Below are 12,599 nucleotides of genomic sequence, written 5' to 3' on the forward strand. Positions count from 1 at the left end.
GTTTTCCACCGTTGGCCTAGGCTTGGCCACCGTGCTGGTGCTGCTTCCCCCGTCGGAGACCAAGGCGATCGGCGGCGCGGGTGCGCCGCTCGACCTCGACGCGCTGTCGTTCCCCGAGCTCAACCCGGTGCGCGACAAGCTCGTGTCGGCGCTGGCCGACCTGGCGCGGGACGTCCCGGCGAGCCTGGCGGCGCTCGACCTCTCCGAGCGGCAGGTCGACGAGGTGCACCGCAACGCGGTGGTGCGCACCTCGGCGACGACGCCCGCGCTGGCCAGGTACACCGGCGTGCTCTACGACGCGCTGGACTTCCCGACGCTCAAGAAGGCCGAACGCGAACGCGCCTACGGGCGGCTGGCGGTGGCGTCGGCGCTGTTCGGGGTGGTCCGCGGCGGTGACCCGGTGCCGGCCTACCGGTTGTCGGGCGGCAGCACGCTGCCCGCGCACGGCAGCCTGCGCACGCTGTGGAAGCCCGCCCTGGAGCCGGTGCTGAAGGGGGCCGACGAGTTCGTCGTCGACCTGCGCTCCGGCGCGTACTCCAGCCTCGCGAAGGTCTCGCACGCCGTGGTCGTCCGGGTGATCACGAGCGAGGGCAAGGTCGTGAGCCACTTCAACAAGGCGCACAAGGGCCTGCTGGCCCGCACGATCGCGGCCGCCAAGACCGAGCCGGGTGACCTGAAAGGCCTGGTCAGGCTCGCGAGCAAGGCCGGGATGCGGCTCGTGCCGACCGGTGAGCGGACCGCCGACCTGATCACGGATTAAATCGGTTGCGCGCCCTGTTGAACACAGGGCAAGCTGCACCCGACGCGTAACACGGAGCGGAAAAGAGGAGGTGCGTCGTGTCTGAGCCTGTTGTGGACGTGGCACCGACCCGTCCCTCCGCCCTTCGCGCCTGATCAGCAGCGTTTGATCGCAGAGCGCCAGTGGGGCGGTCACCTTTCTCTCTACAGGAGACCCCACCGTGCGCGAGCACGATCTCTACGAACGTTTCGAATCCACTTTCACCGACGCCGACACCATGCGGCGCAAGGGAAAACGCGGTAAGCGCGTAGCCGACGACGCAGAACCGACGCGTCGCGGCCGCATGACAGAGGAAGAAAAGCTGCGGGTCGCGCGACTGCGCGAGGACCAGCTCAGCACGGCCGACACCCCGGAGGACGGCGACCGCTGGTCCACCTGGGGCGACGCCGACCAGGGGCCGAAGCCGCACCCGGACTGGCTCGTCACGGAGCTGGCCGCGGTGGACCGCGAGCTGGGCATCGTGAAGACCGGCAAGGAGGCGGACGTCTTCCTGCTGGAACGCGCGCTGGGCGACCGGGCCTGCCTGCTCGCCGCCAAGCGCTACCGCAGCAACGACCACCGGATGTTCCACCGCGACGCGGGGTACCTGGAGGGTCGCAGGATGAAGAAGTCCCGCGAGATGCGGGCGATCCAGAACCGCACCTCGTTCGGGCGCAACCTGATCGCGGAGCAGTGGGCGGTCGCGGAGTTCGCCGCGCTCACCCAGTTGTGGCAGATCGGCGCGCCCGTGCCGTACCCGGTGCAGCGCAGCGGCACCGAGCTGCTGCTGGAGTTCATCGGCGACGCCGAGGGCAACGCGGCCCCGCGGCTCGCGCAGACCCGTCCCGACGAGGACGAGCTGCTCGACCTGTGGCGGCAGCTGGTCGCGACGCTCATGACGCTCGCCGAGGCGGGCGTGACGCATGGCGACCTCTCCGCGTACAACCTGATGGTCCACGAGGGCAGGCTGATCATGATCGACCTGCCGCAGGTGGTCGACCTCGTCGCAAACCCGCGCGGCGTGGAGTTCCTCGACCGCGACGTCCGCAACATCACCGGCTGGTTCGCCGCGCGCGGCCTGCCGCCGGAGATCGGCGAGCCGTCCGCGCTGGTGGCGACGTTGCTGGAGGTCGCGGGCATGGGCTGAGGCACCTTGCGCGCCCGGCCGTGTCCAAGGACACTGCCGGGCGCGCGAGCCCTGGCCACTGATCAGCTAGACTGTGCTGTACACCGATGAAGGCTTGACCGCCGTTGACCGGTGTTTCCACCCACTCATCAGCGGCGTGACCACCACGCCGGGCTCGTCCTTGTGATCGGCACCGCGGTAGCGCGCGGGGCAGCCTCGAGACGTGCCATGTCCCGGAGGTTTGTTTTGCCAACAATGTCCGAAGGTCGTTCCGAGCGTTCCAACAGCCGCAGGGCACCGCGGCGTCGCTCGGGTCGCCAGGGCAACTCCTCGCGTCCGCAGCAGCGGGTCGAGGAACCGATCGTCGCCGAGCACTTCGAGAGCACGCTGCCGGAAGGCCCGCTGCCCTCGTTCGCTGAGCTCGGCCTGGCCGACGCGCTGATCAAGTCGCTCGTCGCCAACGAAATCACCGAGCCGTTCCCCATCCAGGCGGCCACCCTTCCCGACGCGATGTCGGGCAAGGACATCCTCGGCCGCGGCCAGACGGGCTCCGGCAAGACGCTGGCGTTCGGCCTGGCGATGCTGACCCGCCTCGCAGCCGGCCGCTCCCTGCCGCACAAGCCGCGCGGCCTGATCCTCGTCCCGACCCGCGAGCTCGCGATGCAGGTGGAGACGGCGCTCATGCCGCACGCCCGCTCGCTGGGCCTGTGGTGCCGCGTCGTCGTCGGCGGCACGTCGTTCCCGCGCCAGATCGAACACCTGCGCCGCGGCGTCGACCTGCTGATCGCCACGCCGGGCCGCCTGTCCGACCACGTCCGCCAGGGCACCTGCGACCTGTCCCAGGTCGAGATCACCGCGCTGGACGAGGCCGACCAGATGGCGGACATGGGCTTCATGCCCCAGGTCCGGGCGATCCTCGACCTGACCCCGCAGGACGGCCAGCGCCTGCTGTTCTCCGCGACGCTCGACGGCGACGTGGACAAGCTGGTCCGCCAGTACCTGCACAACCCGGTGACGCACTCGGTGGCCCCGTCCACCGCGAGCGTCACGACCATGGACCACCACCTGCTGTTCGTGTCCGCCGAGGACAAGCAGAACGTGGTGACCGAGGTGGCCGCGCGCGAGGGCCGCACGATCATGTTCGTGCGCACCAAGCACCACGTCGACCGCCTGGCCAAGAAGCTCCGCTCGGTCGGCGTCCACGCCGGCGCCCTGCACGGCGGCAAGGCGCAGAGCGCCCGCACCCGCGTGCTCGGCGAGTTCCGCGAGGGCACCACCCCCGTCCTGATCGCGACGGACGTGGCGGCCCGCGGCATCCACGTGGACGACGTCTCGCTGGTCGTCCACGTCGACCCGCCGGCGGACCCGAAGGACTACCTGCACCGCGCGGGTCGCACCGCGCGCGCCGGCCAGTCCGGCACGGTCGTCACGCTGGTCACGCACGACCAGCGCCGCGCCGTCCAGGGCATGGCCGCCCGCGCCGGCATCCGTCCGGAGAGCACCAAGGTCCGTCCCGGTGACGAGGACCTGATCCGCATCACGGGCGCCCGCATCCCCAGCGGCGAGCCGGTGATCGAACGCGAGAAGCCCGCACGCCGCTCCGGCGGCAGCGGCCGTCGCTTCGGCGCCCCGGCCACCGCCGGCCGCGGCGAGTACCGCGGCGGCTCCGGTCGTCGCTCGGAGGGTGGCGAGTTCCGCAGCGGACCGCGCCGCCCCGCGGGTGAGGGCGGTGGTGCGCGCCGTACCGGCAGCACCGGTCGTCCGCGCCGGCCCGCGGCACAGCACTGACGCACTGAGACACGACGAAGGCCGCTTTCCCGTTCCGGGGAGGCGGCCTTCGTCGTTCGCCGGCCCGCTGGCTCACCCGGCTTCACCCGACCGTGGTGCTGGTTCCGGTGATGTGGCTGGGGATCGCGACGGTGCGCATGACGTGGTGACGACGGCGGTGTTCGCGGTGGTCAGCTCGTTCCGCACGGCGGTGTGGGGCGTGACGACGGCGGCTACTCGGCCGCGTCAGCAGCGCGCAGACGCTGGTCACCTGGGGTGGTCAGCCGGTCGGCGCGCTGCTGGGCGGGGTCGTGGCCGGGTACCTCGGGCCGCAGGTGGCGTGGTTCGCGGCGGTGAGGCCTGCGGCCGGTGCGCGGTTACTTCGCGGGTGCCGCCGTGAACGTCCACTTGGCGGCGTCACCGGAGCAGGACGCCGCGGTCACCTTGCCGGAGGCGTCGCGGTAGCACTTGGTGTTGTACTGCATGTCCGAGATGGTCTTGTTCGGGTTGATCGACCACTGCTGGTTCGGGCCACCGTCGCACTTCTTCAGCAGGACCTTGCCCGAGGACAGCGTGGTGCACTGCTGCGGCGAGCCCTGCTCCATGAACGCGCCGTGGAACTTGAACTGCTGCGCGGCCGAGCCGTTGCACGCCGCCGTCGTCAGCTGTGCGCCGGAAGTGCCGCCCTGCAGGCATTTGCCGGTGGCGACGTTCTTGTACTCGCCGTTGGTGGTCTTGGGCTTGGCGCCGCCGTAGCACTCGCCGGTGGAGGTGTTGAAGATCGGCGCCGGGTCCACGGCGAGGTTCGACGGCGGGTTGAGGACGGTCTCCTCCAGCACCGGCTTGCCGTCGTCCTGGTAGTGGGTCAGCGCGTCCTCGCAGTCGATGGCGTTCATGGCGTTGCCGCCCTTGCCGCCGATCCAGGCGTCGAAGTGCCACAGCTTCGGGCCGCCGTTGGGGCCGTTGCCGTTCCAGTCCTGCTCGCAGGACGAACAGGAGTCCTCCATGACGAAGTACTTCTTCACCCGCGGGAAGTAGATCTTCGTGCCCGGCTTGGCTTCCTTGCTGGACGTCGCGAACGTGATCGGGTCGGACCACGTGCCCTTGCCGCCGGCCGTGTCGTGGAGTTGCGGGTAGGCGATGTCACCGCCGGGTGGCGTGTTGTCGTACCAGCCGTAGAAGGTCCAGAAGACCTGTTGGGGTGCGGCGCTCGCCGATGAGGGAGCGAGCAGGCCGGACATCACGAGCAGGATGCCTGCCGCCACAGACAGGGCGCGTTTCATGTGTGCCTCCGCAGGAACCGGTGGACTGGGCGGCGTGCAAGCAGAGTCCACCGGTCGAGCGGCTTTTGTAAAGAAAGTTACTTAACTATTTGCGGAAGCAATACCGGCGACCGGGCCGACCACGATGATCGCCGGCGGACGAACTCCCCAGGCCACCACGTCCGCGCCGAGGGTCTCCAAAGTGGACCGGTACACGCGCTGGGCGGACGTGCTGCCCTCCTGAACGACGGCGACGGGCGTGGAGGCGGGACGGCCCTCCATCAACGCCGTCGCGAACGCACCGGCGCGTTCGACGGCCATCATCAGCACGACGGTGCCCTGCAGGCGTGCGATGGCGGGCCAGTCGACGAGCGAACGGGGGTCGTCGGGTGCGACGTGACCCGAGACCACGACGACCTCGTGCGCCACCCCTCGGTGCGTCACCGGCACACCGGCCAACGCGGGCACACCGAACGCTGACGTCACACCGGGCACCACGGTCACCGGGATGCCCGCCTCGGCGCACGCGAGCAGCTCCTCGAAGCCGCGGCCGAAGACGTACGGGTCGCCGCCCTTCAACCGGACGACGAACTTGCCTTCCTTGGCGCGGTCGACCAGCGTCTGGTTGATGAAGTCCTGCGTCGCCGCACGCCCGTAGGGGATCTTCGCGGCGTCCACGACCTCGACGTGCGCGGGCAGTTCCTCCAGCAGCTCGCGCGGTGCCAGGCGGTCGGCCACGACAACGTCCGCCTGGGCCAGCAACCGCTTGCCCTGCACGGTGATCAGCTCGGGGTCACCGGGACCGCCGCCGACCAGGGCCACGCCGACCGGCGGAGCGCTCTGGTCCGCGATCCGGCCGTCGCGCAACGCCGCCACGAGCCCGTCGCGCACCGCCGCTGAACGGCGGTGCTCCCCACCGGCGAGCACACCGACGACCATGCCGTCGTGCGAACCCACGGCCGGTGTGACCGCCGTGCCCTCGACAGCGATGTCCGCGCGCACGCAGAACACACGCTGCGCATGCGCTTCTTCGCCGATCTGCGCGTTCACCTCGACGTCCGAGGTGCACGCCAGCACGTACCAGGCGCCTTCGACGTCACCCGGCTCGTAGCGCCGTTCGTGCCACGTCAGCTCGCCCGCGTCGACCATGCCCTGCACGGCGGGGGTCACGGACGGCGACACGAGCTCGACGACGGCGCCGGAGGCGATCAGGCGGGGCAGGCGCCGCTGGGCGACGGTGCCTCCGCCGACCACGAGGACGCGCCGGCCCCGGAGATCGAGGCCAACCAGGTAGTGCTGTTCAACGGGCATGCGTAGAAGCATCCACACGAGATCGGCCGTGTCCAGCCGAAGGGAACATGGTCACAGGCGCAACAGCTCGAACGACGTCGCCAGCACGCCGCCGAACCGCTGTCCGACCGACTCCGCCATGCCGCGCAGGAACGGCTCCGGCTCGGCCATGTCGCCGCTCAGAGCCTCCAGATAAGCCTTGTGCGCACGCAATGACGCCACGGACGCGTCGAACGATTCGGTGATGTCCACGGCGTGCGTGGCCATGGGTGAGGACGCCGCCGCCACGTACCGGACGCCGTTCCACGGTTCCATTCCCAGGTCCTGGAACACCCACCGGTTGCCCGCGTCGCGCACGGCGTCGACGGCGGCTCGTCCGACCGCGATGTGGTCGGCCATGTTGAGGTTCCCGCCCGGCCACGTTTCGCGGAAGTTACCGGTGATCACGAACTCCGGCCGGTGCCGCCGGATCGCCGCCGTGATGTCGCGCCGCAACGGCAGCCCGTACTCGATCATGCCGTCCGGGTGGTCCAGGAACTCGACCTCGGTCACGCCCACGGCGGCACAGGAGGCGATCTGCTCCTCCACCCGCAACGGCCCGCACACGGCCGGTTCGAGCGAGTCGATGCCCGCCTCGCCGCGGCACGCCAGCACGTACGCGATCCTCTTGCCCTGAGCGGTCCAACGCGCGATTGCGCCCGCACCGCCGTACTCCATGTCATCGGGGTGGGCGACGACGACCAGCGCGCTCGCCCAGTCCTCCGGCACAGCCTCCAGATCAGCCATGCGCGCAGCATACGACCGCGCACCCGAGTCCACAGTGGACGCCGGGTGCGCGGTCGGAGTCGTCGCTACAGCTGAGCGGTGATCACCGAGTAGTACGTGGCGATGCGGCCGTACACGCCGGGGTAGCCGGCACCGGCGCACCCGCGGCCCCACGACGTGTCACCGATGAGCTTGCCGCCGTAGACCAGCGGGCCACCGGAGTCGCCCTGGCAGGTGTCGACGCCGCCCTGCGGGAAGCCCGCGCACACCATCGAGCTGTTGCTGTACTGCGAGTACGCGGTCTTGCAGGTCGCGTCCGAGGTCAGCGGCACGGTGGCCTTGAGCAGGTAACGGGAGGCCGAACCGCCGGAGGAGGTGGTGCCCCAGCCCAGGATGAGCGCGGAGTTGCCCGCGGCGTACAGCGCCGTGTCGGACGGCGTGGCGAGCGGCAGGGTGGCCGAGCTGATGCTGCGGTCGAGCGTCAGCACGGCGACGTCGTAGCCGGCGGTCGCGGTGGTGTAGCTCGGGTGCACCCAGATCGCGGTCACGTTCGCGACCGTGCCCGCAGTGCTCTGCTTGTCGTCACGGCCGTGCACCACGCGCGTGCTGGCGGCAGTGCGGCCCTTCACGCAGTGCGCGGCGGTGACGACCTTGTTGGCCCTCACCAGCGTGCCTCCGCAGAACTGCGAACCGGAGGTGGAGGCCAGGTAGACGACCCACGGGTACGTCGACGTGCTGGCCCGCGTCCCACCGACGATCATCGGCGAGACGTCGCCGGCGTTGGCCGCGGGAGCCGTGAAGAAGATGCTCGCGAGAGCGGTGACCACGATGGACAAGATCAGGCGACGCAGGGTTTTCGCCATGTGCCGGTCCTTCCCGATGACGCTGTGTGTGCAGGGTGTCGAGCAGCGGCACACACAGCGTCACGGTCAGGGAATCAACCGCACAACCGCCACAAGTCGGACAGCGGTCGCTTCACAGTTGACTATGCGATGCCACGGGCCTTGAACGCGGCCTGGACGACAGCGGCGTCCTTGTCGCCGTAGAGCTTCTTCGCCGCGGCCACAGTCGCCTTGGCCGCCGAAGCGAACGTCGCCGAGGGCGAGTAGGAGAACTGGGCCTCCAGCACGATCTTCGCCGACTTGTCCCGGCCGAACGCGGTGAAGACGTCGAACAGCGCCCGCGACCAGATTTGGCCGTCGAAGTGCACCTCACCCTTGCGGTCGGCGTACTTCAGGTCGGTGTCGGTGCGGCGCAGGCAGTGCGGCGTCTCGGTCGTGTACGCCGTCGCGTCCCAGTCCATGATGCACGCCAGCGGAGTGGTCGCCGTGTCCTTGGCGTCGCGGGAGGACATGATCAACGCCCACCAGTCGCCGAAGCCCTCGCCGATCGAGCCGGACTCCGTCGTGGAACCGAAGCCGGGCACCTGGGCGTCCTGGATGGCGTGGCCGAGCTCGTGCCACACCACCTCGACGTCCTCGGCGTCGTCCACGCCACCGGTGCCGAAGGTGATCTGGTCCTTCGCCGGGTCGTAGAACGAGTTGTCGTCGGTCAGGCCGATCGTGGTGACCTTCTGGGCCTCGTTGTTGACGTTCTTGAAGCCCAGGCCCTGGATGTACTTCTGCGCCTCCGTCACGCCCCAGTAGGCGTTGACCTGCTCGAAGAAGTCGTTGCTGCGCGTATAGCTGAACTTGTTGCCCTTGTTGTAGGCGAGCTTGCTCTTCGCGCCGGTCAGCTGCGCGTACTTGCCCTTGAGGTAGCCGGAACCGTCCAGATCGGACAGCGTGACCGACCGGTAGGCCGCGGCGGGCACGGCCGAGTCCGCGTCGTCGGCGTCGACCAGGTTCTGGTTCTGCTGCGAGGACACCGGGTTGGGGCTGAACACCTTGCCGGTGCCGTCCACGTGCTTGACCAGGCTCTCGGTCCGCACGACCGCGCCGGTCTCCGCGTGCACCAGGGTGCGCTCGGATCCCTTGCCGTTGTCGGAGATCACCTCGTAGACCAGGCCCGTTCCCGGCAGGACGGTCAGCTTCGCGCCCTCCGGCACACCGGCCGACCTGCTCTTCGCGTGCTCCTCGGTGACGGCCGGCGTGAGGTCGACGGCACCCACGGCGAGACGGCCGTCGTCCACGGTCTTCGCACCGGTCACCTTGTCGACGTGCTCGACGTAGTACGCGCCCAGCACCGGCTTGCCGTCGTAGGTCTGCTCGTACCAGGTGTGCGTGGCGGTCAGCGAGTCGCGCACCGCCAGCAGCCGCAGGCCCTCCTTGGGCGCCGCGGCCTGAGCGGTGATCGTCAGCATGGACAGGGCGACGCCTGCGGTGCAGGCCACCGCGACGAGACGACGGGCTCTCATGTCGTTCTCCAGTGCATCCGGGCCCCGCAGGGTGGGCCATGTGCATGGCGACGCTAATCGGCAAATCTTCGCGGCAGATCCTACGAAAGAAGGAAAAACGCTAGCGTTCCCACACTCCGGGAACAACAATTACGTCGGCTTCGACCGGATTGTCCAGCGTTGGTCCGGTTCCGAACGCGACGTGCGCGACCGCCGCGCCACCCTCGGCCAGTTCTCGCGCACCGTCCGCACGGGTCTGCGTGCCGGGACGCATCAGCACGGCGACCGCGTCCACGGCCTCCGGTGTGCCGACCACGACCGAGGCGCGCCGGATCTCGGCCTCCGCACGCGGCGTGCGCTGCTCGGGGGCACCGGGCCCGAGGCCGACGAGCGCCAGCCGGCCACGCGGCAGCACCCGTGCCGCGGCCACGGTCACGTTGTCGCGCTTGAACTTCTCGGCCGCCAGCTCGACCGGGGCGCCGTTGGAGATCTGCCGGGCACCGCACAGCGCGGCCGCCTCCGCCACGCTCGCCGTGCCCATCGAGTTGCGCACCACCGAGCTCGGGTTCGGCACGCCGGTCGCGTTGAGCTCCTCGGCGCTGAACGTGATCAGCTCGGCGGTGTCGCCGTGCCAGAAACCCCAGTCCTCCACCGCGTCCACGATGCCGGGCTCGTCCGCCTTCACGTCGGCCGTCGCGAACGCCTTGATGGCACGCAGGTCCAGGCCGCCCTGCGCGTCCAGCTCGGCCAGCGCGGCACCGACGCTCGTCGCCGAGGCACCGCGCGTCGAGCCCACGCCCACCACGAGCGTGCGAGGCACGATCCGCAGCACGTTGTCCTTCGGCGCGGCCGCCCGGTCGTCGACGACGATCACCCAGGCCGCGTCCTCACCGGCCGACACCACGTTCGCCGACAGCGCGGGCAACGGGAAGTTCAACGGGTTGCGCAGCACGACCTTCTCGCCCGCCTCAATGGCGGCCGCGCACGCGGCGACGTCACCGTCCGCCGTGGCGTCCAGCTGCTCGACGAGCTCGTCCAGCACCGAGTCGATCGACGGTCCGGCCGTCACGACGGCCGTGCGGTTCAACGCGTCCGCGATCCGCCAGGCGAACGTGTCGGCGGCACCGGCCAGCGCCACCACGAAGTCCGCGTCGACGCACACCACCGCCGGGTCGGTCCGCTTGTCCCGCAGCAACGGCGCTATCAGCCGCACCGCGGAGCCCGCGTCGAGGAACAGCACCACCGCGCTGAGCCGGTCCCACAGCCGTTGCACCGCGGGCCTGATCGGCCCGTCCGGCACGACCGCGTCCGACCCCAGCAGCCCGGCGAGGTCGGCCGCGTCACCGCGCTGGGCCACCCCCGCGAACACACCGATCACTTCTTCGTTCCCCACAGCACGGTCACCGGCGCCGCGGCGGCGAACCCGGACTCCAGCAGGCGGGAGGCGGTCAGCTGCGTGCCCTCCACCTCGTACCCCGCCGCCCGCAACGCGTCGCGCGCCGGCACGATCTCGTCCACCCGCTCGGCCACCACGACGACGCGCCGGGCGTTCACCGCGGCACTCGCCCTGACCTCCGGCAGCGAGCCGCGGCCCACGAACACCGCCTCGGGGCGCGGCAGCGACGTGGTGTCCAGCTCCGCTTCCTCGACCCGCACGTCGACGCCGTGCGCGGACGCGTTCGCGATGATCCGCACGCACTGCACCGGGTCCGGTTCCACGGCGACGACGGCGGCGCCGAGCCGGGCGCACTCCACGCCGACCGCGCCGGACCCCGCCAGCACGTCCCACACCAGCACGCCCGGCCGTGGCGCGAGCACCGCCAGCACGAACGCGCGGACCTCGGCGCTCAGCACGGTGGTCCGGCTCGCGAAGGCGTCGTCGGGTAACGCCCACTCGGCGCCGATCAGGAACTCGGTGTCCGCCAGGCACAACACCGCCTCCGGCGCGATCCAGCGCCGGGTGACCGCGTCCTTCGGGTCCACAGTGGACAGCTCACCGACGTCCGCGACCACCAGGGTGCGCCGCCAGCCGGCGAGTCCCGCGCCGATCTCGGCGGGGCCCGCTCCCGGCGCCACCTTGACGATCACGGCGGACCGCGCACGGCACAGGTTCAGCGCGGGCCGCAGGCCGTCGGCGGCGTCGACCACCTCGACGTCCGGCCGGCCCGCCGCCTCCCGCAGCTGCTCCACCAGTGCTGTCATCAGTTGGCGCGCTTGGGCTTACGGGCGGTGGGCTTGCGCTTGGGCGGCACCGAGGCCTGCACGGTCGGCGGCTTCGGCATCGCGGCCGCGACCACGGTCAGCTTCGGCTTCGGCTTGGACGAGTCCTTCTGGGCCGCGTCCTTCTGGGCCGCTTCATCGACCGGCTTGCGCACGGACTGCTGCAGCTCCTCGACCGCGTTCCAGGCCGGGTTCGGCTCGCCGGAAGGGGAACCGGAGGCGGTGGGCACCGGCTCGTCCACACGCGTCGCGATGCGCGAGGCGGCCCGGCGGGACCAGCGGGTCGGGCGGGCGGCGCGGGCCGGCTCGTCGGTGCCGGCGGCGGTCGAGGACTGGCGGCGGGCCGTCGCCTTCACCGCGCTGCCGACCAGGAACAGCGTCGGCCGGTACAGCTTGTGCTGCTTGACGACCGACTCCAGCTCGCCGACCGTGGTGTGCACGACCAGCTCGTCGGCCTGGCTCACCTTGTACGCGACGACCACCGGCGTCTCGGCGGAGTACCCGCCCTCCAGCAGCTCCTCCACGAACTGGCCGGTGCGCGCGCCCGAGACCGTGGCGGCCATCGTGGTCCCCAGCGCGGCGAACTCGCGGACCCCCTCGCTGCTCTCCGGCGAGAGGAACACCGCGGACGACGCCTCGGTCAGCGTGATCTCGCGGCCGATCCGGGCGGCAGCGGCGGCGACGACCGACACGCCCGGCACGACCTCGACCTCCAGGCCCAGACGCTGGCACAGGTCGTACTGCTCCTGCACGCCGCCGCCGGTCGCGGCGTCACCGGTGTGCAGGCGGACGACCTTCAGGCGTGAGGCGGCGGCCCTGCGGTACAGGTCGGTGATCTCCTCGGCGGTGACGCGGGAGAAGTCGACCAGGTCGGCGCCCTCGCGGGCGTGCTCGCGGACGCACTCGGCGTCGACCGCGCTGGGTGCCCAGATGACGACGTCGGCCTCCGCGATGCGGCGCGCGCCTCGGATGGTGATGAGGTCGGCGGCGCCCGGACCGGCGCCGACGAAACAAACCCGACCGGTCGTCGTCACGACAGCTCCACAGGGGTAGGAC

The 12,599-nt window shown here is 70.9% G+C and carries 11 protein-coding genes; 3 read left to right on the plus strand and 8 right to left on the minus strand.

Annotated elements, in window-relative coordinates; genetic code table 11:
* Positions 1-31 precede the first annotated feature (31 nt).
* From yaaA to ADL03_RS17305, 3 genes are all read left to right on the plus strand, one after another.
* Positions 32-760, plus strand: a complete 729-nt coding sequence (gene yaaA / locus ADL03_RS17295) for a peroxide stress protein YaaA (RefSeq protein ID WP_053734571.1) — start codon at positions 32-34, stop codon at positions 758-760.
* A gap of 322 nt (positions 761-1,082) precedes the next feature.
* Positions 1,083-1,925, plus strand: a complete 843-nt coding sequence (locus ADL03_RS17300; protein ID WP_197288400.1) for a serine protein kinase RIO — start codon at positions 1,083-1,085, stop codon at positions 1,923-1,925.
* Positions 1,926-2,159: 234 nt separating this feature from the next.
* The gene (locus ADL03_RS17305; protein ID WP_082373223.1) at positions 2,160-3,692 is read left to right on the plus strand and encodes a DEAD/DEAH box helicase; all 1,533 of its coding nucleotides are present in this window, start codon (positions 2,160-2,162) and stop codon (positions 3,690-3,692) included.
* Positions 3,693-4,048: 356 nt separating this feature from the next.
* Here ADL03_RS17305 and ADL03_RS17310 read toward each other — a convergent pair whose 3' ends face one another.
* The 8 genes from ADL03_RS17310 to ADL03_RS17345 all read right to left on the minus strand — a co-directional run bounded on the left by ADL03_RS17310 (position 4,049) and on the right by ADL03_RS17345 (position 12,577).
* A complete protein-coding gene (locus ADL03_RS17310; protein WP_082373224.1) occupies positions 4,049-4,954 on the minus strand; it encodes an RICIN domain-containing protein in 906 nt (301 codons plus the stop codon).
* Between the two features lie 81 nt (positions 4,955-5,035).
* Positions 5,036-6,244, minus strand: coding sequence for a uroporphyrinogen-III C-methyltransferase (gene cobA / locus ADL03_RS17315; protein WP_053734494.1), 1,209 nt, complete (start codon positions 6,242-6,244; stop codon positions 5,036-5,038).
* A 51-nt stretch (positions 6,245-6,295) separates the two neighbouring features.
* Complete coding sequence (locus tag ADL03_RS17320; protein ID WP_197288415.1) at positions 6,296-7,000, minus strand: PIG-L deacetylase family protein; 705 nt, start codon at positions 6,998-7,000, stop codon at positions 6,296-6,298.
* A 74-nt stretch (positions 7,001-7,074) separates the two neighbouring features.
* Positions 7,075-7,851: a trypsin-like serine protease gene (locus ADL03_RS17325; protein WP_053734496.1), complete on the minus strand. Its 777-nt coding sequence runs from the start codon at positions 7,849-7,851 to the stop codon at positions 7,075-7,077.
* 122 nt (positions 7,852-7,973) lie between these two features.
* Positions 7,974-9,344 (minus strand): M36 family metallopeptidase, encoded by a 1,371-nt coding sequence (locus ADL03_RS17330; protein ID WP_053734497.1) that lies wholly within the window; start codon positions 9,342-9,344, stop codon positions 7,974-7,976.
* Between the two features lie 100 nt (positions 9,345-9,444).
* A complete protein-coding gene (locus ADL03_RS17335) occupies positions 9,445-10,716 on the minus strand; it encodes a cobalamin biosynthesis protein (protein WP_231641958.1) in 1,272 nt (423 codons plus the stop codon).
* Positions 10,698-11,525, minus strand: a complete 828-nt coding sequence (locus ADL03_RS17340) for a hypothetical protein (RefSeq protein WP_157528834.1) — start codon at positions 11,523-11,525, stop codon at positions 10,698-10,700. Before ADL03_RS17340 ends, ADL03_RS17335 begins: the two co-directional genes overlap by 19 nt.
* The gene (locus ADL03_RS17345; RefSeq protein ID WP_053734500.1) at positions 11,525-12,577 is read right to left on the minus strand and encodes a cobalt-precorrin-4/precorrin-4 C(11)-methyltransferase; all 1,053 of its coding nucleotides are present in this window, start codon (positions 12,575-12,577) and stop codon (positions 11,525-11,527) included. Before ADL03_RS17345 ends, ADL03_RS17340 begins: the two co-directional genes overlap by 1 nt.
* Positions 12,578-12,599: the final 22 nt, after the last annotated feature.

Source organism: Nocardia sp. NRRL S-836 (genome assembly GCF_001279525.1).
In the GTDB taxonomy this organism is placed as follows: Bacteria; Actinomycetota; Actinomycetes; order Mycobacteriales; family Pseudonocardiaceae; genus Lentzea.